The organism is Gordoniibacillus kamchatkensis (assembly GCF_000829455.1).
GTDB classification, from domain to species: Bacteria; Bacillota; Bacilli; order Paenibacillales; family NBRC-103111; genus Gordoniibacillus; species Gordoniibacillus kamchatkensis.
The window spans coordinates 41,525-66,884 of the sequence record NZ_JXAK01000042.1; the positions used below are offsets into that span (position 1 = coordinate 41,525).

Genomic DNA, 25,360 nt, shown 5'->3' on the forward strand with positions numbered 1-25,360 from the left:
GAGAGGCGGGATCGTGATGTGGCATGAGCTTTGGCAGCAAGCGGCGCCGCTTGCGGCGGGAACGACGGAAGAAGACTTGCCGGCGCTGGAGTGGTATCCGGCGGCAGGCGAAGGGCAGAAGGCAGCGGTCATCGTATGCCCTGGCGGCGGATACGGGAGAAGAGCGCCGCATGAAGGGGCTCCTATCGCCGAATGGCTCAATACGCTCGGCATTTCGGCGGCAGTGCTGCGCTACCGGGTCGCTCCCTACCGCCAGCCGGCGCCGCAGCTTGACGCGCTGCGGGCGGTGCGGTACGTGCGCCATCGGGCGGCGGCCTGGGGCGTCGATCCGGAGCGGATCGGCATACTCGGCTTTTCGGCCGGAGGCCACCTGGCGTCCAGCGTCAGCTATTTGGCCGATGACGGCGATCCGGCGGCGGCAGATCCCGTGGAGCGGATGAGCAGCCGCGTGCAGGCTTCGATTTTGTGCTACCCGGTCATTTCCATGAGCAGCGAATTCACTCACACCGGGTCCCGCGACAATTTGCTCGGGGATTCGCCGGAGGCCGGGGTTGGCGAGCGCTATTCGGGCGAAAAAATGGTGCACGAGCGGACGCCGCCGACATTCATGTGGCATACGGCCGACGACGCCGTCGTGCCGGTGGAAAACGTGCTCGAGCTGGCGACGGCGCTGCGCCGCCACGGCATTCCGCACGAGCTGCACGTATTCGAGAGCGGGCGGCACGGGCTTGGGCTGGCTGAGGATCACGAGGAAGCAAGGGCGTGGACCTTGCTGTGCGCGGCATGGCTGCACAAGCGCGGCTTTTGCTGAGCAGGCGGATGCGGCGTGAGGGACTATGCTGAAGGCGCGGTACTGGCATGCGTGGTTTCCGCACCTCGGCCCGGGGGTCGAAAATTGGAGCTGGCAAGCGGGAATGGCGTTTCCCGGCCCCGCTGTGGGCGGAGAAATCCGTTATAACGATTCTCGCCCTTGTTAGCCGTTTCCGGATCGGGCATGATAGTAGTGAGCCGGCTACGCTCTAAGGGAAGGAGAGTGATCGTTTTGATTACTGCACATGAGGTGGTCTTCGCGTAAGCGAGGACTCATGCAGGGAGGGGCCGCCCGGCCCCTTCATAAATTTTTGCCTTCAGGACTAGACAATGTGTTAACCGATGGTTTATAATGTCAATAATTACTCTAACGAAGCCAAGAAAGGAGACGGAGTTCCATGTCCAATGCACTTACGATTGTTGCCGCACATGTACAGATTGCCCAACCGCATAGCATCGCCCATGGAATATCCGCGACCTGATCTTCGTAGAGGTACATAACCGAACGAACAGGCACGATACCGGGTATCGTGTCTTTTTTGCGCTCATTTTCGGGGCTGCCTGATACGAATGAAGCGGATCATACTAAGTCAAAGGAGGGATGGGCGATGCAAATCGTCGTACGTACCGGCGCCGGCCGCAACGCAGCGGAACGCCAAAGCCAAAATCAACAACCAACTACTTTTTCCACCTTCAGGGAGGTTCATTTTGATGAGTTACAAAAACGGAAGGGATATTCTTCCCCCTAGTTTGTTAAAACAATTGCAAGATTACATTCAAGGCGAGATCGTTTATATACCGAAAAAAGAGCAAAAGCGCGCCGGCTGGGGCGAGAACAACGGCACCCGCCTCATCATCGAGCGCCGCAACAGGGAAATATACCGGATGTACACGTCGGGGACGACGATCGTCGAGCTCGTGCAGTCGTTCCATCTGTCGGAAGACAGCATCCGCAAAATCATTACGAAAATGCGGCTCCATATGGCCGCCGAAACGCAGCATGCGTAACGAACCAGGCTATCCCGAAAGTCATCGCCGATGACAACGGGAGAGCCTGTTTTCGTTGCGAACTGGTTAGCTTGTCCGGGGGCATGAGGCAGCGCAGGCTGGCGATGAGCAAATTAAGCCGGCGTGGATCCGGCGGGGAGAGGATTGGTTTGTTTAAAGAACAAATTCGCTATGCAGCGCCGCGCGGGGCGCTGTTAAGCGCCGATTTGACGGAAGGAAGGGGCAGGGACTGACTGTTCTCTACATAGCGACGAAAGTTCGCACGGTGCGACCTTCGAGGCGCTAAGGGTCGAATTTTCCATTTCAGTCCGAAATCAACGTCCATTAAGTCGCTATTCAGCGAACATGGACTTTATTGCACCATTCGGCTGTCTGTTCGGGACCGGGGGCTGGATTCGGGGCGCGTTTTCCGGGCTTCCGCCGATCCTTCCGACAAATCCGCCGCCGTCACGGATGCATCGTCAACAAAACCACTCCGCCAAAAGGAACGCGCAGGAGCCACGGGGCTTCACAGCCTGCAAGGGTCGACGTGGCTGCTGCATCCCGAGGAAGGAGCGCTTCGGACGGCATGGTGAGAGCGGGCTTGCTAATGCAGGTGCTATTTCAGCGTTTACGGCAGACGTGCAGCAGCCGCCAACATGCCGCTGCGGTTGCCTTTGGCGCGCTTATAGCGGCGTTCGCGGCACCAACCGCCGTCCCTGTCCCGCTAATCCGCACCAATATCCGCAAACGAGCCATTCTCGCGCCTTCCCATTGACAACGCGGCTTCGGCTCCGCATCATGGATGACATAACCCGTCTTTGCATCGGAGGTGTGCCGGATGCCCCACATTCCCCGCAAAACGCCGCCGCCCGGCATCCCCGTCTTTGTATACGGCACGCTGCTTCCCGGCGAGTGCAACCATCGTATCGTCGCGCCCCATCTTGCCGCTGCACCCAGTCCCGGCGCCGTGCGCGGGCGGCTGTACGATGCCGGCGAATATCCCGGGCTCGTTCCCGACGACAGCGCTACTCCGGTAGAAGGCGCATGGCTGTACGTCAGACGGGCAGGGCTTGCCGCTATGGACGAGCTGGAGGACTACTACGGCCCCGGCGGCGACAACGACTACGAGCGCATCCGCATCCGCGACGCGGACGGCGCGCGCGAAGGCTGGACGTACGTATGGCTCGACGGCAGAGGATACCCACTTATTGCCGGCGGGAGCTGGAGGAAGCACCGCGCCGGTATTGCCGCCGGGCAGCGTGCGCAGCCAGAGCCATAACGGCAAAATGGAGCGGATTCCCGCGAGGAAATCCGCTCCATTTTCAAACCAATTCGTTATAGCGGCCATTCGCCGTGCGCGACCGAGAACGCTTTGCCTCCGACTTCGACGCGCACGCCTTGCGGCGAGTCTTCCGCCCGCAAGTACAGCAGCGACGGGCGGCCGATGGCGTAGCCTTGCTCCATTTTGACGTCGATGCGGGAGGGGCCGAGGCAGCGGTAGCGGGCGAGGTAGCCGGCCAAATTGCCGGCGGCGCTGCCGGTAGCCGGATCTTCCGGAACGCCCAGCGAGTCGACGAATACCCGGGCGTGCAAATCGTGTCCCGGCTCCAGCGCTTCGGGAGCGAACACAAGCAGCGCGCGCGCCTCGAGCTTGCGTTCGAAAGCGGGCAGCAGCGCCCGGTTCGTGCGGCTGGCTTGCACGGCCGAGAGGGTTTTGAGCGGAACGATCAGCGAAGGCAGCCCGGTCGATACTTCCTGGATCGGGTACCGATCGTCGATGTCGGCCGCATCGAGGCCGAGCAGCTCCGCCACGTCAGCGGGCTCGAACGTCGCGCGGAAAGCGGGCGGCTGCTGCGTCATCCACATGAGCCCGCTGCCGTCCCGTTCCCAGCGCACCGGAATCGGGCCGACGCCCAGGTTGAGCGTCAGCTCCCCGACATCCTGCTGACGGCCGGCGATAATTTCCCGGCGGATGACGTGCGCTGTGCCGAGCGTCGGATGACCGGCGAACGGAATTTCGCTTTCGGGCGTGAAGATGCGCACGTCGTAGCCGCCATCCCGCGGTTCGTCCGCCAAAATAAACGTCGTTTCCGAGAAATTGAGCTCCTTGGCAATGCGCTGCATTTGCTCAGCCGTCAAATGCGCCGCATGGCGAAACACGCCCAGCTGGTTGCCGGCATAGCGGCGTTCGGCGAAAACGTCCACCAGGTAAAAAGGAATCGAAGTCATGATAGCCATCTCCTCTTTTTGCATTGTGCTATCGTGCAGTACGCAATGATGATACGTATTGTAATGCACCCGGGCGGCCGGGTCAAAGCCGGCCCAAAAACGGCATAGAACGAGATCCGGCTTTGGATTGGCCGCGTTTTTATAGTAAACTAACAACGGAATCATGCTTCGAATGCAGCAGCAGCCAGCAGAGGAGGGAGTACGTTGCCGGGTTCTTATTTCACCTTGGCCGAAGCAAGAGCGCTAGTGCCTTATGTGCAGCGGGATTTGGAGAAGCTGCAGGAGACGAAGCGGGAATTTGAGCGGCTGTATCTCGAGCTGCGGATGCGCAAGGAACAGCTTGCGTACGGACAAGCCTCCGGAGCGGAGGAGGGCGGCGATCCGTTTTTCGAGATGGAGTGCCGGCTTGAATTTTTGCAGCTGGAGGCGAAGAGCTCGATCCGGCAGTTTTTCGAGAAAGGGATACAAATTAAAGATATCGACATCGGGCTCGTCGATTTCCCTGCGCTGCTGAACGGCGAAGAAGTGCTGCTGTGCTGGAAAATGGGCGAGCCGACGATCGAATATTACCATAGCGCCGAAGCGGGCTTCGCCGGCCGCCGGAAAATTGAGGGCGAGGGCGAATGAGGACATCGCGCCCGTCCCATTCCCGGCCACCGCTCAGGCCGGAGAGGACCGGAATTATGCCGTTAATCGCTTGGGTGCGGCACTTTCGCGGCGGGTGGCGGCGAACGGCGTCGCTATTGCTATTGCTTGCTCTGCTTGCCGCCTTATCGCCATCCCGCGCGTCGCTCACGCTTCACTGGTGACGGCGGTGCCGGAGCCGAACGCGCGGCTCGCCGAGCCGCCGCCGGCGATCGCGCTCACGTTCAACGAGCGGCTGGACGACGGACTGTACTACATCAAGGTGTACGATTCCGCAGGGGGACAGGTGGCGACGAAGCCGGCCGTCATGTCGGCGGATCATACCGGCATCCGGCTGGAGCTCCCCGGACTGAAGCCCGGCGTTTATTTGATCTCTTATCACGTCATCTCGGCGGACGGCCATCCGGTAGGAGGCAGCTATCCGCTTGCTGTCGGTCCGGCAACCGGCGGAGGGGCTGCGGTGACGGCGCCTCCGGTTAGCGCGGGCGGGCACCAGCACGGACTGACGGGCGGCATCGGAGTCGCCGAAGTCGGGCGTTATTTGGCGCGTGGCATCTATTACATGACGCTGCTTGCCGCCGCCGGGTGGGTGTTATGGCTTGCCGCCGCCCGCCGCAGCGGCGCCGCCGATGACAAGGCTGCTGCCGCATGGCGGAGCTGGACGACGAACACGATACGGGTCTATGTCGTAGCGCTGCTGTTCCTCGTCGCGACGCATGTGCCCGACTATGTCGGAGAAGGCGGCTTTGACGATACGGTGAAGCTGTTTACGTCGACGGGGATCGGGCTGTACTGGATCGTTTCGCTTCTGCTCGCCATCGCCGGGCTGATGCTCGTCGGCCGGCGCAGATGGCTCGATACGGCGTGGGCTTTGCTGCTGCTTTTGGCCAAAGCTTGAGCGGCCACGCTGTGACGGCTTCAGCCCAGCCGCTCCCCGTTGTCGCCGACTTTGCGCACTTGCTGGCCGCCGCCGTCTGGGTCGGCGGCATGTGGGTGCTGCTCGCCAAGCTGCGCATTGACCGGAGCGGCTTCATGCCGCTGCTGCGCCGTTTTTCCGGCGTTGCCCTGCTGGCGGTAGCGGCTCTTGCCGTTACCGGGAGCATAACGGCCGTGCTCTATGTCCGCAACGTGACGTATCTCGTTTATACGGACTGGGGGTACGTGCTTTTTGCCAAAATCGCTCTCGTCCTGGCTGTCGTCATCGTCGCCGCCTTCCTCCGCCGCCGGCTCGGAACGGGCGAGCCGGGCAAGCTGAAGCGGCTGCTCGCACTGGACGTTTCGCTGATGGCGGCCATCTTGCTGGCCGTCGGCGTGCTCACGTATTTGCCGCCGCAGCCGGCCAACGAGCCGCTGTACTGGCACCAGATGGGGGACAAGCTGCACGTGACGGCGACGATTTCTCCCAACGCGCCCGGAGTGGACAATGCGTTCACGGTGTCCGTCTGGCTGCCGAAGGAAGCCGGCGATCCGAAGCAGGTTCGGGTTCAGCTCGTCAGCGCGGACCGTCCGGAGCTGGCGCCGATCGACGTTCCCGTCGTCCAGTTCGAGAAAACCGGCGAAGATCCGACCTACGGCCCGCTGCAAAAATTCAGCTATCGCGGGCAGGGCGCCTATTTGCCTTTCCCGGGCGAGTGGAAGCTGACGGTGACCGTGCGCGACGCGAACGACGACGAAACGCAGGCGGAACGGAAGTTCCGCATATATTAAGCAAAAAAATACCCCTCGCCGGCCAGCAGACGCTGTGCAGCGGGGGTGTTCGTTTTTGCGGTCAATCACGGCTTTTTCAAGTAATTGCGGCTTGCCTTTACCCAATCGTCCACGTATGACTCGGTAGCCCACTGGGCCATAACGAGCTTTTCGTTCTCGTTCAGGTTGATCGTCAGCTGCGGGGTCGCCCCGATTTGGCCGTTTCGCACTTCGTTGAAATAAATGCTGGACGGCGTGACGATCGCCATAAAATCTTTTTTCGGGGAGGAAAGGGCGTCGACGGCGTCCGGCTGAATGCGCTGAATGTCCGCCCACGTGCAGCACAGCTGGTCGTGCGAGATGACGGCGTCCGGCAGCGACAGCGGGATAGAATTCAGTACAAAACTTTCTTGATCGCCGTCAAGCGTAGTCGACGCGACAGCCGGCACCCACGTGCCCGGCTTGCGGACGATCGCCCACTCGTCGGCACGGTTCACGCCCGCGCCGAACAAATCTTGCAGTCCGACGTAACGGCGGGCTGCCGCATCGTCGGCCGGCATCGTCATTTCCCCGTTCACCTGCTGCAGCTCCTTGACCCATACCCGCGAAGTTTGCAGCGTGCGCTTTCCTTTCTGCACCGCTTCGGTCTGCTCCAGCGTCACGTATTTGTTGCCGGCGAACAGCAGCCGCTCCGAGTGGCGCACTTGCACGCTGCTGCGGGGAACGATCGCTTGCGCCGGTATTGGGCGATTCGCCGGGTGCGCGATAAGCGTCCGGTATACGTCGTCTCCCGCCGACTGCGAAACGGCGTCGATTTTCCAGAACGTTTGCCCGTAAGGGAGCAGTATTCCTTTGCCTTCGGCGGCGACGTCGAGCCGGCCGTCGAGAGGCGCGATGAAGAGCGTCCGGTACGAGCTGTCGGCGCTTTCCGGACCGGAGTTGCCGGCCTTGCGCTGGAAGTCGGTGCGGAGGCCGAGCAGCAGGCCGGAATGATAGGATGCCGGGCCTATTGCGATGCGCTCGGCGGGTGCCGTCAGTGCCGCTGCGGGGGCAGCGGCTTGCGCCTGCTTATGTTCCGGCTGCCCCTTAGGCCACTGGGCCAAGGCGGCGACGGCGCAGACGGCGATTGCTGCCGCCGCCGCTGCAAAAGGGAGACGCAGCCTGCGGCTGCGGGCTTTGCGTTCGATTCGTTCTTCGATGCGCTGCTGCAGTTCCGGGGTGAAACCGCGCCGGGGGTAAGGACCGCTTTGGAGGTCGCGCTCCGGATCGAATTCGGGCCGCTCCAAGGCCGTCATCCCCCTTTCGCTTCGATCGCCTTCAATCTCGCTTCGTGCAATCTCGACTTCGCCGCTTCTTCCGGGATGTCAAGCACATAAGCGATATCGGCGATCGAAAGACGGTTATGGGCGGACAAAATGAGCACTTCCCGGTATTTGGCGGGAAGCTCGATCAGTCTTTGCCAGGAGGCGTTCATTTCCGCGGCTTCGGGCGCGGTCTTGCCCGCACTGCCGCCCCGCACCGGCAGCAGCCGCAATAGAGCAGGCTTCTTGCAGGACGCGGCCGCGCTGCGCGCCAGCGAGAGCAGCCACGCTTTGACGGAAGCTTCACCGCGGTACAGCCGCAGCGCGCGGTATGCGCGCACGAACGTCTCCTGCGCGATCGCGTCCGCTTGCTCCGCACTGCGCGACAGCGCGAAAGCGAAATTCCATATATCGTTGCCGTACGCGTTCATCAAATCGCGCAGGACGGCTTTTTGGTCGACGGTACCGGCCACGTATTGCAAATATTCGAAATTGGCGCTCGAATCCACGTTCTTCACCTCTACATGTTAGACGCAGGAAGCGCCGCAAAAGTTTTGTCCGCAGCTATCCAATTGAAAATATTATCGCTTCCCGCGGCGAAGACGCGGGCCTGCCCGTTATGCGGTAAAACGGCGCGTTCGCCGCAAGGGGAATCGCGCCGTTTTACCGCATGGATTACTCGGTCATCGCCCCGATCACCATCGCCGCCGCTCCGGTGACGAGCGCTTCCTCTCCGAGCTCGCCCCGCGAGAACAGCACCTGGTAGCTCGGGTAATAATAGGTGTTCTGGATCGCGATGCGCGTGCACGTCTGGAAAAAGAGCGGGTCCGCCGAGATGAGCGGGCCGCCCAAAATCACTTTCTCCGGATGCAGGATGTTGAGCAAATTCGCCAGACCGATGCCGAAGTAGGTCGCCGCCTGCGTGAACAGCTCCACGGCAAGCGGATCGCGCCGGCCGAGCGCCTGCAGCAAGTGGTGGTACTGCACTTTGTCCGGCTCCGGTAACGTGCGCAGCAAGCTGTCGCGTCCGAGCTTCAGCTGGCTTTGGGCGCGCTGCTCCAGGGCGTGGATCGAGGCGTACGCCTCCAGCGAGCCGTAATTGCCGCCCGGATGGAGCTTGGGCCCGTCCGCCTGGACGATCATTTGCCCGATCGCTCCCTCCATATCGACGGCGCCGTACACGAGCTTGCCGCCGACCATCATCGACGAACGGAGGCCGACGCCGACGTGGATATAAAGCAGGTGCTGGTACTGCTGCCCGCGCGACGCCCAATGCTCGCCGAGCAGCGCAGCGTTCGCGCCGTTATCGAGCAGCACCGGGATGCCGAGCCGCTCCTCCAGCGCCGCGGCGATCGGCACGTTCTGCCAGCCTTGCGCGGGAAAATAGAGCGGTGCGACAATCGTTCCGGCGGAGCGGTCGAGCGGCCCGACAGCGCCGATGCCCATGCCGAGCGCCGCGCCGGGCGGCACGCCGCGCGCGGCGAGCATCGCTTCGGCTTGCGCCGCAACCTCGGCGATGAACACGTCCGGCGTCATCCGCTCGGTCATCGTCCAGCGGTGCGAGTCGAGCTTGTTCAAATGCATGTCGTACAGGACAAGCAGGGAGTACATGCGCGAGATGTCGAGCCCGAACAGCACGCCGTAGGCGGGATTCGTACGGTACAAAATCGGGCGCCGGCCGCCGGTCGATTCGCCGAAGCCGGCTTCCTCGAGCACGCCGAGCGCAGTCAGCTCCTCGAGCGTGCGCGTCAGCGTGCTGCCTGTCCAATCGCCGCTTTCAAGCAGCTCCTGCTTGGAAACGACGCTGCGCTTATGGACGAGCGCAAACACATCTTTTTGCTTGCGCCCGGGAATGCGGTCCTGCAGTCGAGTCATGGCGAAACCGGCCCCCTTTGTTTGAGGATAGCAATTTATATTTCTTATGGACATAACGATTGATCCGATGGGGAACCATTTCTGCCGCAATACATTCTTTCTCCCAAGTAACCCGGGTTTGGGAGGAGGCAGAACCCGCTATCAAAAGCCGGGGTTCGGCTTTATTTAAAATAACATAATTTCATTATACATGAATATCCAAGTTTTTTACTAGGGATTATTTCGGGCAGCATCGCCGCCGCCTTTGCCCGCTTATTTGCTGTCGCGCAAATATTGCCGTATTTGCCGGATTGCGAACACCCTCATGTCTGCGCCGTTCTCATAGGCTTGTACCCAATCGGCGACTTTGTCCAGCGCCGAAGCGACGTCCCAAGTCGGCCGCCAGCCGAGCTCGGTTCTCGCTTTGGCCGGGTCAAGCCGCAGCGAGACGTGTCCGAGCGGCTCTTCCGGGGCGTCCGCCGCGCCCGCGTCCACTATGCCGAAGCGTGCTGCCAGATGGCGGACGACGTCCGCCGCGGACCATATATCGCCGTCGTTCGGACCGAAGTTCCACGCGGAAGCGTAGCGCGGGCCGTGCCGGACCAGCCGCTCGGCCAGCAGCAAGCAGCCGCCGAGCGGCTCAAGCACGTGCTGCAGCGGAAATACCGCGTCCGGCTTGAGCAGCCGTACCTTGCGTCCGTGCCGCAGCGCAGCGATGACGCTCGCGACGAAAGAGCCCCCCGCCGGGTCGCCGCCGACGGCGGTGCCAACCCGCGCCGATGCCACCGCAACGCCGTGCTCCGCATGCCGGTCCGGGTGAAAAAACGAGCTGCGGTAAGCGGCGGCAACCAGCTCGGAGCATGCCATGCTGCTGGATTGCGGGTCGGCGCCGCCGAGAGGCTCCGCCTCGCGGTAAGCCACGGCCATCCTTTGTCGTCGTAGCATTCGCCGTTCGAGACGTGGACGACTGCTTTCACCGGCTGGCCGGCTGCAGCCGCAGCGCGAACCGCCTCGAACAGCCGCACCGTGCCCATCACGTGAACCTCGTACGTTTCCGCTGGAAGCGCTTGCCATTTCCGCGCATGCGGCTGGGCTGCCATATGAAACACGACGTCGGGCCGCGCAGCCAGCATCGCGGCGCTCAGAGCGCGCGCGTCGCGATTGTCGCAGTAATGGTTCGCGACCAGCTTTTCCAAGCCGCATAACGCGAAGAGCGACGGCGTCGTCTGCGGCGGCAGCGCGTATCCGGTCACGCGCGCGCCCATCGCTTCCAGCCAGAGACAAAGCCACGCCCCCTCGAACCCGGTATGTCCGGTGACGAATACGCGCCGCCCTTGCCAAAAAGCCGTATCGATCATGGCCATACGCGCCACGCCTTACGGCTCGGCATCTTCGGCAGCTGTCGCCCGCATCCGGCATCCGTCGATAACGGTGGTTCGCTCGTTGCAGCCATGAGCAAAACCTCCTTCCCCTCGCTCCATCAGAACGTATAAGCTGCGCCTATATTTGGGCCGATTCCGTGCGGGAAACGGGAGGCCGCCCGGAACGGACGGCCTCGGCCGTTTCTTCATGCCGAATCGGAAAAGCATCAACTTCCTCCGGTTGCTCCCTGCTTCAGCCTGCAAAGATGCAGCTTAGGCAAGGCATGCTTCGTGGAAAGGGCTCCGAATAACAGCTTTTCTTACGCGGTTCAAGCCCTAATGGCGCTTGTGACCTGCATTCCATGGACATCTTATGTGGCCTGCCGAATGCCGGAAACCGTATCATCGGTCTATTTTTGGTAAATTAGGCCTCGCATGCGGGAGCTTTGAGAGAGTGCGGCCGCACCGAAAAAGCCCGCGCAGCGCCCGGTCGGGGCGGCAGCGCAGGCTGTTCGGCAATGCTATGAATCTATGGCGTCACTGGTCTTTCCACGCTTGCGGATGGTTGTCGCTCAGCAGCTCGGCTGCGGCGGCGTTGGCCTCGACTTGGGCCGGGTTTTTGCAGCCGGGAATGACGGCGGTGACGGCCGGGTGCTTGAGGCACCATGCCAAGGCCCATTTGGCCATATCCATGCCGGCAGGCACTTCGTTTTCGCGAATGCGCGCCACTTCTTCCAGCTTGAGCCGGGTTTGCTCCTGATCGTGACGGTGCCGCACGTCGTTTTCCCCGAACTGCGCGCCGGGCTTGTACTTGCCGCTCAAATAGCCGCTCGCCAGCGGGACGCGCGCCAGCACGCCGAGATCCTGCTGCTCGCAGGACGGAAACACCCGCTCTTCCGGCTTCCGGTCAAGCCGGTTGTAGACGACTTGAATGACTTTCGCTCCGGCCTTGGTCGCGGCTGCGGTCTGATGCAGGTTGTCGTTACTGCCGATCGAGATGCCGAGGTGGCGGATCGTGCCGGCTTGCACTTCTTTATCGAGCATCGTCCACAGCTCGTCGTTGTCGAACGCTTCGTCTGTGCCGGAATGGAATTGATATACGTCGATGTAGTCGGTGCGCAGTGCGCGCAGCGAACCTTCCAGCTGCTTCTTGACGTCGGCCGCGGACCACAGCTGGTCGCGCTGGAAATTTTGCGTGAAATGGTGCCCGAACTTGGTCGCGACGACCCATTCACCGCGATTGCGGCGGCTTAAATAGTCGCCGATGAACGACTCCGACAAATGGTCGCCGTAGCATTCCGCCGTATCGATCAGATTGATGCCGAGCTCCTGCGCCCGATCGAGAATGGCGTCTGCCTCGGCCTGGGTGTACGTCTGCCCCCATTCGCCGCCGAACTGCCACGTCCCGACGCCGATGACCGACACTTTCAAATCGGTGCTGCCCAATCTCCGGTACTTCATGCGAATCACTCCTTCACCGTTCCCGCTGCGGGATATTTTGGCGATGTCCGTAATCATCGTACTCCTCGCCGGGGCGTGCTGTCAAAAGCTCGGCGCTGCAGGGAGGCCGGCGGCCGCTTAGCCGGAGATCGGGATGCGACCTCGCACAATCGTCCCCAGATGCAGCTTGCTTCGGACGGTGAGCCCATACTCCTCTCCGTAGCTGATGACGAGCCTCTTGTGAGTATTGGTAAGCCCGATATGGGCCGATTGCAGCGCATCCGTATCCTGCATTTGCTGCTTCAGCTGGCGGCGTATCTCGGCCAACCTCTGCCGGTCCATCCCTATTCCGTTGTCGATGACGGTTATGACGAGCTCGCCCCCCGCTTGGCGAATTTTGATTTTGATTTTGCCGGGGCCGTCCTTTTCTTTAATGCCGTGATACAGGCTGTTTTCGATGAGCGGCTGCAGCAGGAGCTTCGGAATGTTGTACTTCAGGACGTGATGGCTGTAGTCCCAGCTCACGTCGAACTTGTCCTTGTACTGCACCTTTTGAATATCGATGTAGCTTTGCGTAAACTTGATTTCTTTTTGTAAAATCGCGTTTTTCTCGTTCTCGTCAAGGGCGTAACGCAAAATTTTGGCCAAATTATCGATCATCTTGTTGGCCTCATTCGGTTTGCCCGTCAGACTGACGACTTTCCAGGACAGCGTCTCCAGTGTGTTGAACAGGAAGTGAGGGTTCAATTGGGCCTGGAGCGCCTGCAGCTCCATGACGCGGGCCCGGTGTTTACGCTCGGAAAGCATGACGCCGAGATAGTGCTGCTCGATGAACTTCGTAATGATGCTGTGCGTAATGTAGCTGTACACGTCCTTGACCTGCTCCGGCGGCGCCGGCAGCGGCTTGCCCTGCTGCGCCAGCTGCAGGATGCTGACGATATTGCGTATATCTCTGCGGCTTTTGCGGTTCAGCATGAACGTAATCGTCGTTCCGATCAGCAGCGATACGACAATAACGGCGAGCGTGATCGCGGTCAGCTTGTTCGGCGCGCTGTAGAGCGTTTGAAACGGGACCGTGGAGAAAAACGTCCAGCCGTACTTGTCGGAAACTTCCTTGAAGATGTATATGTTTTCCTTGCCGGTACGATAGACGGAAGCGTCGGGCAGACGGGCGAGCGAGGCGATATCGGCTTCGCTCACATCGCCTGCTTTGCCGTTTCTCGCCAGTATTTGCCCGTCCTTGTTCGTAATAAACAGCCCTTGATCCTTCAGCGTCGTGAGCGTATCGAACAAATTTCGGATATAGTTCGGATCGATGTTCAGGACGATGACGCCGTCTTCCTGCGGGGACAAGCTCAGCTTCCGGTAAATCGTGATCAGATCGGTGGCGGCGCTCGAAAACTTGCTTTTTTTCACGCTGCGAAATTCCGTCCAAATGAGGTCCCGGGCGTCGTGGGTAACGTAGCTTCGGTACCAGTCGCTGTCGTAATAGGAGCCGATCTTCTCGAAGCCTCCCGACGACGAGGTGATGAACTGCTTCTTGTCGTTGTCCAAATAGATATAGATCGAATCGATAAAAGGCCTTGCGATGGCGGGAGCGTCGATGTAATTTTTGATCGTGGCGAGTGCGGCGTAATCTTCCAGCTCGAACTTCGGCTTTTGCAGCAGCGCCTTCAGGCGGACGAATTCGACGGCGTTGGTCATGAAATATACGTTCAGCGACTCCAGCTCGTTGAGTACAAGCTCGATGTTCGATTTCGTCTGTTTCAGAATGTTCAAGCTCTCGGATTGCACGTTCGACTTCACGTACTGCTGAATGATAACGTTGGATAACGTGCCCAGCAGCACGATCGGGATCAAGGTCGGGAGCAGGAAGGTGAGCAAATTTTTAAGCAGAAAGCGGCGGTTCGTTCGCATCGGCAAGGCGCACCTACTCCGGTCTCGTATAGCGCTTCGGGCTTATGCCGTAAAATTTTTTGAAGCTGCGGGTAAAATTTTTGGCGTTGCTGTAGCCGGTCAGCTCGCTGACTTCGTAAATTTTGTAGCTGAGGCTTTCCAGCATGGAGGCGGCCCGCTGCATTTTGATGCGGTTGACGTAATCGGAGAAGTTCTCCCGGGTTCGCTGCTTGAAATATTTGCTTAAATAAAACGGATTCATATGGACCAGCTTCGCGGCTTCCTCCAACGTCGCTTTGTTGTAATGCTCCTCTACGTACGCCTTGACCCGGGATATGACTTTGTCGTGGTCGTCCGCCGCGGTCTCCTTGCCCGGCACCGAAGCCGTCTGCCCGGAGGCGTGCGGCCGAACGGCGCCCCGCTCCTGATCCAATTCCAATTTGATTTGCTGAAAAACGCTCGACAGCTCGTCGTACTGCGTCGGTTTGACGATATAGTTTTTGACGCCGTATACGATCGCCTGCTTGGCGTATTCGAAATCTTTGAAACCGCTTAAAAAAACGATCTTGACGGGGGAGCTTTGCGCATGCAAATGCTTCGCGACTTCGATGCCCGTCATGACCGGCATCCGGATGTCGCACAGCAGCACATCGACCGGCCCGGCCGCCAGCAGCTGCAAAGCCTGTTTGCCGTTCTCGGCCAGTCCGGCGATTTCAAACCCGATGTCCTTCCAAGGGAAATAGCTGCTGAGCCCGTTGCGAATTTCAAATACGTCGTCCGCGATCAATAGCCGATACATGGCGCCGCACCCCCGAAGCTTCGTCTTTGTACATCTAATCTTATCATCGGCCCAGTTTGCGTACAACGAAGAAATGCCGGGATGCGGCCGCTTTGGCGAAAGCGCTTATATGATGATTCGATTTCGCAAGTAATGATACCTTTTGCCTGAAGCGTCGGCAATTGAACAAGAGAAGATACGTAATGTTAAACCGCATTCCTTTTAACCCCCGCCGGTTTTCATTATAGTTGGTAACGACAGAAGCCTTTTGGGAAAGGATGTGAGGCCGCCAGTGATGCGAATTGCCGTTACGACGATGAGTACCGATATGCCGGAACCGTTTTTGAAGCAGCTTGTGCAGCTCGGTGCCGATTGCCTCGATTATGGCAACGGCGCCTGCTTCGACGGCGTCAGCGAGCAGGGCTATCCGGATTTGGACGAGCTGCTGCGCCATAAGCGCAAAATTCGCTCGTTCGGGCTCGATATCAACCGCGTCACTCTGCCCGATATGACAAGCGCCTTCATGAGCGGAGCGCCCGGCTCGGAGCGTGAGCTGGAAAACGCCGTCAATGCCATGAAGGTGTTCGGGGAGGCCGGAATTCCGATAGTGAGGCAGCGGTTTGCCGGCGACACGTTCGACGGCTTGATGCATTCTTACACGGCGAAGCTGCGGGGCGGGTATACGGTCAGAGGGGAGAGCGCGGCATGGCCGAAGCAGGACCGGCCCGTTCCTGGCTTCGACGAGCTGCAGGCATGGTGGGGGCGGTTTTGCGCCGTCTACGAACGGCTTGTGCCGATCGCCGAGGAGTACGGAACGAAGCTGGCGATGCATCCTTCCGACGTTCCGCTGCCGGAGACGCCGTTCGGAGGCCTCGGCTTTCACCGTGTGATCGACGCCTTCCCGAGCAAGCAGGTCGGCTACGTGTACTGCATCGGGACGCGGGCGGAAGCAGGGGGGACGCCACTCGTCCTGGACGAAATCAACCATTACGGACGAAAGGGCCGCATTCATACGGTCCACATCCGCAACGTCAGAGGCAGCTTGCCGACCGCAGGCGCCTTTGAAGAGGCGCTGCTGGACGACGGGGACATGAATATGTTCCGGATGGTGCTGGAGCTGAAAAAGGTCGGCTTTGACGGCTGCCTCAATCCCGACCATATCCCGGTTCTGATCGGCGACGATCCGGACTGGTACAAAGGCGGCGCCGGGATGCGCTGCGGCATGGGACTCGCTTACTCGGTCGGCTATTTGAAAGCGCTGCTCTGCGCGGCCGTCGAATACGGCTGGTAACCGGCCCATACATCCAATGAAGGGGTGAAAGGTATATGAAACGTATTGGTACTAGCTTAACCGCACTCGCTTTAACAGGCGCTTTACTTGCAGGCTGCTCCAGCTCCGGTTCGGGCCAGGCGCCAAGCGCTCCGGCGCAAAATTCCGACGCCAAGCCGGCGGCGGCGCCGTCCGGACCGAAGGAGAAGTTCGTTTTCTGGGACAAGGGCGAATATGTGGAAGCCTACAACAAGATGATGAAGGAACGGGCCGAGAAGTTCGGCAAAGACAACAACATCGATGTGGAATACGTCGTCGTGTCGCAGAACGATTTGAAATCGAAGCTGCTGGCGGCGATCGAAGCCAAAAATCCGCCCGATCTGATCGTCGCCAACGACCCGGTTGCCAAGCAGTTCGTCGCTTCGGACCAGCTCGTCGACACGTCGGACATTATCAACAAAATCGACTTCTCCGACGGCGCCAAGAACATCGCCGTGACCTCCGACAAATATTTCATGGTTCCCCATTCCTTGCAGCTGAGCGGAGCGTTTCTGCGCAAAGACGTATGGGATAAGCACAATCTTCCGATCCCCAAAACATGGGATGAGCTTTATCAGCAGGCGAAAATCGTCAACGATCCGAAAAACGGATTTTATGCGACCGGATTTCCGCTCGGGGCGTCCGGCGGCAACGATGCCGAAGGGATGGTGCGGACGGTCATTCGCGAGTTTGGCGGCAGCATCGTCGACAAAGACAACAACATTACGGTCAACTCCAAAGAAACGTTAGAGGCGCTGAAATTTATCGCCAAGTTCTGGCAGGAGGGTTTGACGCCCCCCGCATCCGTTACCTGGGATGACAACGGGAACAACAAAGCCTATCTGGCGGGAACGGTCGGATTCGTCATTAATTCGGCCAGCATATACGACTCGCTGCTGAAGGACAACCCCGAGCTCGAGAAGAAGACGGTCATGGTTCCCCTGATCGGCGGGCCTAAAGGCGAAAGCTTCGTCGGCTCCGGCAACGTGTTCGCCATCTTTAAAAACGGCAAAGGCACGAAGTGGGCCAAAAAGTTCGTCACGGAATTTTACGAGAAAGATTTCTACAACAACCTGATCGAGCAAATCGGCGGCAAATACGTTCCGGCCATCAACGGCGTGCTCGACACCCCGTTCTGGAAAAACCCGAACAACAAGTCGGCCGGCTGGCTCAGCATGATCAAATCGATCAAAGGCGCCGGCAATTATCCGGGACCGGAGGACGATCTCGGCTCCAAGGCGCAGACGATGCAGCTGGCGACGAAGGCCGTAGCGCGCATCGTGGTGGAGAAGATGGACCCGCAAAAATCGCTGGACCAGCTCGAGCAGGAGCTGAAGCAGCTGTACGGCAAAAAATAACGGCAAAATGCGGCGCACCGTGCAGGATCGGCGGTGCGCTTCCTTATAACCGCGACACGATCATGCAGATTGAGGCTGGTGATAGATTATGAAAACGGCTGCAGTGAAGCGGCGCGATGACAGGTTGTTGGGTTACGGGCTGCTCGTTCCGGTCGCCGTCATCGTGTTCGTGATCATTGGAATTCCTTTTGTCAACGCCATCTACTTAAGCTTTACGGACAAGGTCGTCGGCGTGACGCCGAAATTTATCGGCCTGGCCAATTACATGGCGATCTTCTCGGACAAAGAGTATTGGAAGGTGCTGAAGAACACGGTCGTGTTCACGGTCGGCAGCGTCGGCGTCAAGCTGGTGCTCGGGCTGCTGCTGGCCGTCGTCGTCAATCAAAACTTTTTCGGACGCGGTCTGCTGCGCGCCGTGCTGCTCGTGCCGTGGGCGCTTTCCGGCATGGTATCCGCCGTCACCTGGCGCTGGATGTACGACGACACGTACGGCATCATCAACGCTTTGCTGCTGAGGTGGAACATCGTCCATTTGCCGGTCGCCTGGACGTCGGACCCGAGCATCGCGCTGCTGTCCGTCATTATCGTCAACATCTGGAAAGGGCTGCCGTTTTTTATTTTCAGCCTGCTCGGCGGGCTGCAGACGATCGACGGGCAAATGTACGAAGCCGCTACGATCGACGGCGCAGGCAAGGTGCGCCAATTTTTCGCCATTACGATTCCGTCCATTTCGCCGGTCATCGCGATCACCGTGCTGCTGTCGACGATTTGGACGTTCAACAGCTTCGAGATCGTGTACCTCATCACCGGCGGCGGTCCGCTCCACGCTTCGGCCGTCATTTCCACGTACACGTACGAGGTCGCCTTCCTGCAAAATAAAATGGGCCAATCGCTTGCGGTAGCCGGTTCGATTATCCCGATTTTGGTGGCGCTCATCATATTTTCGATGCGGAAGCTGAATAAGGATGATTAGAGGGGAGAAGCGCGCATGAGAAGGAGCACCTACGTGAAAATTCGCAAATTGACCGCTCTGTACGTGATCGGCCTGGTCGCTTCGGTCTGGACGCTGTTCCCGATATATTGGCTCGTCAAATCGTCGCTGACGCCCAACAAGCTGATGTACACGCCCCAGCCGAAGCTGATTCCGGCGGAATGGACGTTCAGCCATTACCAGGAGCTGTTCACCAAGTCGCCGTTCCTCGGCTTTGTCAAAAACAGCCTGTACATCGCTCTGCTCGTCACCGTCATTTCCGTCGCAATCAGCGTGCTTGGCTCCTACAGCTTGACGAGGCTGCGCTTTCCGGGCCGCGGCTTCATGCTGAAGAGCATCATCTATACGTACCTGCTGCCGGTGGCCGTGCTGTTTATCCCGATGTACGTGGCCATCAGCCGCTACGGGCTGAACAACAACAAGAACGCGCTGCTCGTCGTTTATCCGACGATCGTGGTGCCGTACTGCTGCTACATGCTGATCAGCTATTTTAAAGCGATTCCGAAGGAGCTGGAGGAGGCGGCGCTCATCGACGGCTGCAACCGGCTGCAGTCTTTGGCCAAAGTGATTTTGCCGATCGCCTCGCCGGGAATCGCCGTCGTCTCGACGTTCGCTTTCACGCTCTCGTGGAACGAATATTTGTACGCGCTCGTGCTGACGACGACCCCGGCGCAGCAAACCGTCACGATCGGCATCGCCAGCTTTAACTTCGGCGACCAGACGATATGGGGGCTGCTGACCAGCTCGTCCGTCATCGCTTCCATTCCGGCCGTGCTGCTGTATTTCCTTGCGCAGCGGTTTTTGAAAACCGGGCTCGCGGCCGGCGGCGTCAAGTAAAGAAGCCTCGTTATCAGCACATGGGAGGGGAACCGGTTGAAAATTTCCATTACGATCAATACTTGCGATTTGACGGATATGGAGCTGACGCAGCTTTGCCAGCTTGGGGTCGACTGCATCGACCTCGGCAAAGGCTCCTCCTTTCCGGGCGTTAAGGAGCAGGGCTACCCCGATCTCGACCGGGTGCTCGCCTTAAGGAAGAGGGTCCGCTCCTTCGGGCTGGACATCAATCGCGTCACCTTGCCGGATTTGACGGAACGCTTCATGAACGATTTGCCGGGCAGCGAGAAGGAGCTGGAGAACGCGGTGCAGGCGGTGCGCGTATTCGGCGAGGCGGGGCTGCCGATCGTGCGGCAGCGCTTTGCCGGAGACACGGTCCCGGTGCTGACGACCGGGTATCGGGCTTACCAGCGGGGCGGGGCTATGGCGCGAGGAGATAGCCTGGCCCTGACGCGGCAGGCGCCGGCTATCCCCGCCACCAGCGAGCGAGAGGCGTGGTGGGGGCGGTTTTACGCCGCCTTCGGCGCCTTGGTACCCGCCGCGGAAGAAGCTGGCGTCAAGCTGACCGTGCATCCGTCCGACACGCCCAACCATCATACGGCGTTCGGCGGTCTCGGCTTGCGCCGCGTCATCGACGCCTTTCCGAGCAAAAAACGTCGGGTACGTGTACTGCGTCGGCACACGCGCGGAGGAAGGCGGCAGCGCCCTCGTTCTGGACGAAATCGAGAGCTACGGCAGAATGGGGCGGATCTTCCTCGTCCACTTCCGCAACGTCAGAGGAAGCTTGCCGACGGCGGGGGCGTTCGAGGAAGCGCTTCTCGACGACGGCGACCTCAATATGTTCAACATTTTGCTGGCGCTGCGCAAAGTTGGCTACACCGGCTGCATCAACCCGGACCACATTCCGCAGCTGGAGGGCGATCAAGTGGATTTGGACCCGAACTGGGCCTATTCCGGCATCGGCTGGAAGCCTTCCGGCATCGGCTGGGCTTATTCGATCGGCTATATCAAAGCGCTGTTCGCCGCACTGGCGCAGTTCGAGGGCAAAAGGAGCGTAAACCTATGAATCAGGAACCGGAACAAACGATCCCCGCATTGCGGCGGTCCGAAACGCCGGCGATCGCCGAGATGTCGGTCATTCCCGTCGCCGGGCACGACAGCATGCTGCTCAATTTGAGCGGCGCTCACGCCCCTTATTTTACGCGCAATGTCGTCATTTTGAAGGACAGCGCGGGCCATACGGGAGTCGGCGAGGTTCCCGGAGGGGAGCGGATACGAGCGACGCTGGAGGACGCCAAGCCGCTTGTCGTCGGCCAGTCCGTCGGAGGCTGCAACGACATTTTGAACGCGGTGCGGCGGACGTTTGCGGACCGCGACGCGGGAGGGCGGGGGCTGCAGACGTTCGATTTGCGCGTTGCGATCCATGCGGTCACCGCTTTGGAGGCGGCGCTGCTCGATCTGCTGGGCCAGTGGCTCGGCGTACCCGTCGCGTCGCTGCTCGGGGAAGGCAAGCAGCGCGACGAGGTCGAGATGCTGGGCTACTTGTTCTATATCGGCGACCGGAGCCGCACCGATCTGCCTTATTTAAGCGCTCCCGACGCCGAGGACGAATGGATGCGGCTGCGCCACGAACAGGCGCTGACCCCGGAAGCGATCGTCAAGCTGGCGGAAGCGGCGTACGAGCGCTACGGCTTTAACGACTTCAAATTAAAGGGCGGCGTGCTGCGCGGCGAAGAGGAGATGGAAGCGGTCACGGCGCTCGCCGAGCGCTTTCCGCAGGCGCGCATTACGCTGGACCCGAACGGCGCTTGGTCGCTGGAGGAGGCGATCCGCCTGTGCCGCGGCCAAGGCCGCGTGCTGGCGTATGCCGAAGACCCGTGCGGCGCCGAGAACGGCTACTCGGGGCGCGAGGTGATGGCCGAATTCCGCCGCGCCACCGGGCTGCCGACGGCCACGAACATGATCGCCACCGACTGGCGCCAGATAGGGCACGCCGTTCAGCTGCAGTCGGTCGACATTCCGCTGGCCGACCCGCATTTTTGGACGATGCAGGGGTCCGTCCGCGTCGCGCAAATGTGCCGCGATTGGGGACTCACATGGGGCTCCCATTCCAACAACCATTTTGACATTTCGCTCGCGATGTTCACACATGTCGCCGCCGCGGCGCCGGGGCGGACGACCGCCATCGATACGCACTGGATATGGCAGGACGGCCAGCGCTTGACCAAGGATCCGTTCCGGATCGTTGGCGGCAAGGTCGCCCTTCCCGATAAGCCGGGGCTGGGCGTGGAAATCGATATGGAGCAAATTCGGAAGGCTCACCGGCTGTACACGGAACAAGCGCTTGGAGCGCGCGACGACGCGGCCGCCATGCAGTATTTGATTCCCGGCTGGAAATTCGACAACAAGCGCCCTTGCCTGGTGCGGTAAATGACGAGCATAGGAGGATGGACCGATATGGATACGAGCTTTATTCGCGGCGTAATTCCGCCGATAGTGACGCCGGTGGACGCGGACGAATGCGTGGATGAGCAGAGGCTGCGCCGGGTCGTGGAGCATGTCATTGACGGCGGCGTGCACGGCATTTTGTCGCTCGGCAGCAACGGCGAATTTTACGGCCTCGACCCGGAGCAGCAGCAAAGAGCGGTTGCCGTTACGATCGATCAGGTGAACGGCCGCGTCCCGGTCTACATGGGGATCGGGGCGATTGCGACCAAGGAGTGCGTGAGGCTGGCCCGCCTGGGCGAATCGTTGAAGGCGCAGGCGCTCACGATTCTTCCGCCGATGTTCGTCTCGCTCACGGAGGAGGAGCTGTACCGGCATTTCCTTAAAGTGGCGGAAGCCGTCTCCCTGCCGATCCTCCTTTACAACAACCCGGACCGTGTCGGAAACAACATCTCCGCGGGCCTGCTCGAACGATTGGCGGACATCCCCAATATCGTCGGGGTCAAGGATAGCAGCGGCGACTTCACCTTGACGGCGGAATATATTCGCCGAACCCGGAATACTGGCTTTAAAGTGATGGCCGGCAGAGACGTCATGATTCTCGCTTCGCTCGTCTACGGAGCGGTCGGCTGCGTAGCTTCCACGGCCAACATCGTTCCCGCGCTCGTCGTGGACATTTACCGCAAATTTATGGCCGGGGATTTGCAGGGGGCGCTGGAAGCCCAGTTGACGCTGGCCCCGCTGCGCATGGCGTTCGGTCTCGGCAGCTTTCCGTCCGTGACCAAGGATGCGATGAATTTGCTCGGGCTCGAGGCCGGGCGGACGATTTTGCCCGTCGGCGGCTGCACCGAGCCGAACTTGAGCAAGCTGAAGGACGTATTGCAAGCGATGGGCGAGCTGTAACCAAGATTATCGGAAACGGGAGGCTGCCGAAGCATGAAAATCGGTTTTATCGGGCTGGGCATTATGGGCAAGCCCATGAGCAAAAATTTGCTCAAGGCGGGCTACGGGCTCGTCGTTCTCGAGACGAGCAGGGGGGCCGCCGAGCTGGCGGCCGCCGGCGCCAAGACGGCGCCGAGCCCGAAAGTGTTGGCGGAGCAATCGGATATCGTCATCACGATGCTGCCGAACTCGCCCGAAGTGAGGGAAGTCGTTTTGGGCGCGGACGGGGTAATCGAGGGCGCGAGGCCGGGAGCCGTCGTCATCGACATGAGCTCGATCGCCCCGCTGGCGTGCCGGGAAATCGCGCAGAAGCTGGCGGACAAAGGCATCGACATGCTGGACGCGCCGGTCAGCGGCGGCGAGCCTAAAGCGATCGAGGGCACCTTGTCGGTGATGGTCGGCGGAAAGCAGGACGTATTCGACAAATGCTACCCGGTCATGAAAGCGATGGCGGCTTCCGTCGTGCGCACCGGCGAGATCGGCGCAGGCAACGCGACGAAGCTGGCCAACCAAATTGTCGTAGCCATCAACATCGCCGCGATGTCGGAAGCGTTTGTGCTGGCCAGCAAGGTCGGAGTCGAGCCGGAGCTCGTGTATCAAGCGATCCGCGGCGGGCTGGCCGGCAGCACGGTGCTGGATGCGAAGGCGCCGCTCGTCATGGACCGCAAATTTGACCCCGGCTTCCGCATCAATCTGCACATCAAAGACTTGAGCAACGTGCTCGCCACGTCCCACGAAGTCGGAGTGCCGCTGCCGCTGACCGCCGCCGTCATGGAAATGATGCAGGCGCTCAAGGTGGACGGGCTGGGGGATTGCGATCACGGCAGCCTGATCCGATATTACGAGAAGATGGCCAAAGTGGAAGTGAAGCGGTGAATGGCGGTACGTACGCCGCCGAATGAAATAAAGCGCTATGAACAAAGCTCAAGCGGAGCGGCCGCTTGAGCTTTTTGCCGCTTTTTATTTCGTTTTAAGGTTCTGGGGCCCGGAATCGGTTATGGTAGAGAGAGGAATGCAGAGGAGAGATGAAAGTATGAAGCTGCTGTGGAAATGGATTCGGGAATGGGTGCCTAGCTTGGCGATAGCGATCGTTGTCGCCCTGCTTGTCAATACGTATGTAGCGCAGGCAGTGAAAGTGCCGACAGGGTCGATGCTGCCGACGATCCAACTGAACGATCGGTTTATCGTCGAGAAAGCCCCGCTCGCCAGCGGGCATTTGTCGTTCGGCGATATCGTCGTGTTTTATCCTCCGCTCGCGAACAACGGCAGTCCCGCCGTCAAAAATTCCGCCCTGCTGACGGGCATTTGCGGCGCGCTGGACATCCTCGACGGCTGTCCGGAGCTATATGTGAAGCGGCTTATAGGCTTGCCCGGCGACACGATCGAGGTGAAAGACGGGGCGCTATACCGAAACGGCGCGAAAGTCGAGGAACCTTATGTGAAGCAAAAGATGACGTACACGTTCGGCCCGGTGAAAGTGCCGGACGATCATTATTTGTTCCTCGGCGACAATCGCAACTCCAGCTACGACTCGCATTTATGGCCGACTACCCCGTTCGTCGACAAAAAAGATATTGTCGGCAAAGTCGTGTTCCGCATGTTCCCGTTCAATCACTTGGGCACGGTCTCCTGAACTGGCAACAACGTTTCCTTGTCCGGGCCGGCGAAGCCGTGATACAGTGAGGGTGCCGTTTCAGACATTTCCTTCATCCCCGTCCGGGGGTGGAGGATTTTTTGTCGCTACCGCGGCCTTGCCGCGAAAATCCAGGTTGCCCAAGAAAGGCGGAGCGGAAGATGGAAATGCGGGCCAATGAGCGGAGCGTGCGCCTTTGAACTCGTGTTCCATCCTTATTTCCCTGTCCATGGGAACGCGAGTGGGCGATGCCGGAGACCCGCATTTCCAATCCGCAGCACAGCCATACTTTCTTGGGCAGCCTGAAAAATCTGCAACCGCCGCATAAGCTTGCATCGATGCGCCGGTTTGCATATAATAGCAACTAACATCATAACGCAAATGCGACGACGGAGAAGAGTAAGCAGAAGCCTCCCGACAGGAGGGCGCGCCACAGATTGAGAGCGGGCCCCGGGAACCAGACTGCCGAAGTTCGCTCCCGAGCAGTTCCTTGAACGGCGGAAGGCGACGAGCCTGCCGGACCAGTAGAGGATACCGGATCTCGCGATCCGTTACGGCAACGAAGACGAACGCATTTCGTCCAAAACGGCGCCAGCCCCGCGATGGGAGGCATGCTGCCGTGCGCAGGCGCAGCTCTTATGCAGCCGGCGACACGGAAGAGCCACTAAGCGGCAGGCAGGCTGAACCGGAAGGGACGGCGTCAATAAGGGTGGTACCGCGGCTCTCTCGCCCCTTTTGGGACGAGAGAGCCTTTTTGCGTTGCGGCAAAGGCTGCGGGGCTAGCTGTGTTGGCGGCCAGGGATGCGGGGCGCGGCTGTGTAGGCGGGCAGGGCTGCAAGCCGGTAGGCTGCGTGG

The 25,360-nt window shown here is 60.1% G+C and carries 25 protein-coding genes and 1 pseudogene; 16 read left to right on the top strand and 10 right to left on the bottom strand.

Annotated features, from left to right (window positions below; genetic code table 11):
- Window positions 1-16 precede the first annotated feature (16 nt).
- From SD70_RS21785 to SD70_RS21800, 4 genes are all read left to right on the top strand, one after another.
- Window positions 17-811 carry an alpha/beta hydrolase gene (locus tag SD70_RS21785; RefSeq protein WP_041049663.1) on the top strand — a complete coding sequence of 265 codons (795 nt, stop codon included), beginning with the start codon at window positions 17-19 and terminating at the stop codon, window positions 809-811.
- 607 nt (window positions 812-1,418) lie between these two features.
- On the top strand, window positions 1,419-1,559 hold the full coding sequence (locus SD70_RS36250) for a hypothetical protein (protein ID WP_156158130.1): 141 nt from the start codon (window positions 1,419-1,421) through the stop codon (window positions 1,557-1,559).
- Window positions 1,522-1,818, top strand: coding sequence for a CD3324 family protein (locus SD70_RS21790; protein ID WP_041049665.1), 297 nt, complete (start codon window positions 1,522-1,524; stop codon window positions 1,816-1,818). Before SD70_RS36250 ends, SD70_RS21790 begins: the two co-directional genes overlap by 38 nt.
- Window positions 1,819-2,638: 820 nt before the next feature.
- Window positions 2,639-3,079 (top strand): gamma-glutamylcyclotransferase family protein, encoded by a 441-nt coding sequence (locus tag SD70_RS21800; protein ID WP_052487737.1) that lies wholly within the window; start codon window positions 2,639-2,641, stop codon window positions 3,077-3,079.
- A 56-nt stretch (window positions 3,080-3,135) separates the two neighbouring features.
- On the opposite strand, the gene SD70_RS21805 is transcribed toward SD70_RS21800, so the two are convergent.
- The gene (locus tag SD70_RS21805) at window positions 3,136-4,029 is read right to left on the bottom strand and encodes a PhzF family phenazine biosynthesis protein (RefSeq protein ID WP_041049715.1); all 894 of its coding nucleotides are present in this window, start codon (window positions 4,027-4,029) and stop codon (window positions 3,136-3,138) included.
- 204 nt (window positions 4,030-4,233) lie between these two features.
- Between SD70_RS21805 and SD70_RS21810 the strand changes: the two genes are divergently transcribed.
- From SD70_RS21810 to SD70_RS33795, 3 genes are all read left to right on the top strand, one after another.
- The gene (locus SD70_RS21810; protein WP_041049667.1) at window positions 4,234-4,656 is read left to right on the top strand and encodes a DUF2203 domain-containing protein; all 423 of its coding nucleotides are present in this window, start codon (window positions 4,234-4,236) and stop codon (window positions 4,654-4,656) included.
- Window positions 4,657-4,726: 70 nt separating this feature from the next.
- Window positions 4,727-5,572 (top strand): copper resistance CopC family protein, encoded by an 846-nt coding sequence (locus SD70_RS33790; protein WP_052487738.1) that lies wholly within the window; start codon window positions 4,727-4,729, stop codon window positions 5,570-5,572.
- A gap of 11 nt (window positions 5,573-5,583) precedes the next feature.
- Window positions 5,584-6,381, top strand: coding sequence for a copper resistance D family protein (locus SD70_RS33795; RefSeq protein WP_197081109.1), 798 nt, complete (start codon window positions 5,584-5,586; stop codon window positions 6,379-6,381).
- A gap of 65 nt (window positions 6,382-6,446) precedes the next feature.
- Here the strand turns inward: SD70_RS33795 and SD70_RS21820 are convergent, their stop codons facing one another.
- From SD70_RS21820 to SD70_RS21855, 8 genes and pseudogenes are all read right to left on the bottom strand, one after another.
- A complete protein-coding gene (locus SD70_RS21820) occupies window positions 6,447-7,646 on the bottom strand; it encodes a hypothetical protein (RefSeq protein ID WP_156158131.1) in 1,200 nt (399 codons plus the stop codon).
- Between the two features lie 5 nt (window positions 7,647-7,651).
- Window positions 7,652-8,170, bottom strand: a complete 519-nt coding sequence (locus SD70_RS21825) for an RNA polymerase sigma factor (RefSeq protein WP_041049671.1) — start codon at window positions 8,168-8,170, stop codon at window positions 7,652-7,654.
- Between the two features lie 166 nt (window positions 8,171-8,336).
- Window positions 8,337-9,536, bottom strand: a complete 1,200-nt coding sequence (locus tag SD70_RS21830; protein WP_041049672.1) for an ROK family protein — start codon at window positions 9,534-9,536, stop codon at window positions 8,337-8,339.
- Window positions 9,537-9,788: 252 nt separating this feature from the next.
- A complete protein-coding gene (locus SD70_RS38370; RefSeq protein WP_231571387.1) occupies window positions 9,789-10,442 on the bottom strand; it encodes a hypothetical protein in 654 nt (217 codons plus the stop codon).
- 59 nt (window positions 10,443-10,501) lie between these two features.
- Window positions 10,502-10,879 (bottom strand): annotated as a pseudogene (locus tag SD70_RS40470) (NAD-dependent epimerase/dehydratase family protein); the annotation flags it as partial.
- 534 nt (window positions 10,880-11,413) lie between these two features.
- Window positions 11,414-12,337: an aldo/keto reductase gene (locus SD70_RS21845; protein ID WP_041049717.1), complete on the bottom strand. Its 924-nt coding sequence runs from the start codon at window positions 12,335-12,337 to the stop codon at window positions 11,414-11,416.
- A gap of 117 nt (window positions 12,338-12,454) precedes the next feature.
- Window positions 12,455-14,233, bottom strand: coding sequence for a sensor histidine kinase (locus SD70_RS21850; RefSeq protein WP_041049719.1), 1,779 nt, complete (start codon window positions 14,231-14,233; stop codon window positions 12,455-12,457).
- A 13-nt stretch (window positions 14,234-14,246) separates the two neighbouring features.
- The gene (locus SD70_RS21855; RefSeq protein ID WP_041049676.1) at window positions 14,247-15,011 is read right to left on the bottom strand and encodes a response regulator transcription factor; all 765 of its coding nucleotides are present in this window, start codon (window positions 15,009-15,011) and stop codon (window positions 14,247-14,249) included.
- A 274-nt stretch (window positions 15,012-15,285) separates the two neighbouring features.
- On the opposite strand from SD70_RS21855, the gene SD70_RS21860 reads away from it, so the two are divergent.
- The 4 genes from SD70_RS21860 to SD70_RS21875 all read left to right on the top strand — a co-directional run bounded on the left by SD70_RS21860 (window position 15,286) and on the right by SD70_RS21875 (window position 19,485).
- Window positions 15,286-16,281 carry a mannonate dehydratase gene (locus SD70_RS21860; RefSeq protein ID WP_231571392.1) on the top strand — a complete coding sequence of 332 codons (996 nt, stop codon included), beginning with the start codon at window positions 15,286-15,288 and terminating at the stop codon, window positions 16,279-16,281.
- Between the two features lie 35 nt (window positions 16,282-16,316).
- Window positions 16,317-17,657, top strand: a complete 1,341-nt coding sequence (locus SD70_RS21865; RefSeq protein ID WP_041049680.1) for an ABC transporter substrate-binding protein — start codon at window positions 16,317-16,319, stop codon at window positions 17,655-17,657.
- 88 nt (window positions 17,658-17,745) lie between these two features.
- Complete coding sequence (locus tag SD70_RS21870; protein WP_041049682.1) at window positions 17,746-18,630, top strand: carbohydrate ABC transporter permease; 885 nt, start codon at window positions 17,746-17,748, stop codon at window positions 18,628-18,630.
- Between the two features lie 15 nt (window positions 18,631-18,645).
- A complete protein-coding gene (locus SD70_RS21875; protein WP_041049684.1) occupies window positions 18,646-19,485 on the top strand; it encodes a carbohydrate ABC transporter permease in 840 nt (279 codons plus the stop codon).
- A 164-nt stretch (window positions 19,486-19,649) separates the two neighbouring features.
- Here SD70_RS21875 and SD70_RS38375 read toward each other — a convergent pair whose 3' ends face one another.
- Window positions 19,650-19,859 carry a hypothetical protein gene (locus tag SD70_RS38375; RefSeq protein ID WP_231571389.1) on the bottom strand — a complete coding sequence of 70 codons (210 nt, stop codon included), beginning with the start codon at window positions 19,857-19,859 and terminating at the stop codon, window positions 19,650-19,652.
- 290 nt (window positions 19,860-20,149) lie between these two features.
- Here SD70_RS38375 and SD70_RS38380 point away from each other — a divergent pair, with 290 nt between their 5' ends.
- The 5 genes from SD70_RS38380 (at window position 20,150) to lepB (ending at window position 24,505) form a co-directional block, all read left to right on the top strand.
- Complete coding sequence (locus SD70_RS38380; protein ID WP_231571391.1) at window positions 20,150-20,551, top strand: mannonate dehydratase; 402 nt, start codon at window positions 20,150-20,152, stop codon at window positions 20,549-20,551.
- On the top strand, window positions 20,548-21,915 hold the full coding sequence (gudD, locus tag SD70_RS21885; protein WP_041049685.1) for a glucarate dehydratase: 1,368 nt from the start codon (window positions 20,548-20,550) through the stop codon (window positions 21,913-21,915). Before SD70_RS38380 ends, gudD begins: the two co-directional genes overlap by 4 nt.
- A 27-nt stretch (window positions 21,916-21,942) precedes the next feature.
- The gene (locus tag SD70_RS21890; protein WP_041049687.1) at window positions 21,943-22,833 is read left to right on the top strand and encodes a dihydrodipicolinate synthase family protein; all 891 of its coding nucleotides are present in this window, start codon (window positions 21,943-21,945) and stop codon (window positions 22,831-22,833) included.
- 33 nt (window positions 22,834-22,866) lie between these two features.
- On the top strand, window positions 22,867-23,748 hold the full coding sequence (gene garR, locus SD70_RS21895) for a 2-hydroxy-3-oxopropionate reductase (RefSeq protein WP_041049689.1): 882 nt from the start codon (window positions 22,867-22,869) through the stop codon (window positions 23,746-23,748).
- Window positions 23,749-23,905: 157 nt separating this feature from the next.
- Window positions 23,906-24,505: a signal peptidase I gene (lepB, locus tag SD70_RS21900; RefSeq protein ID WP_041049691.1), complete on the top strand. Its 600-nt coding sequence runs from the start codon at window positions 23,906-23,908 to the stop codon at window positions 24,503-24,505.
- Window positions 24,506-25,360: the final 855 nt, after the last annotated feature.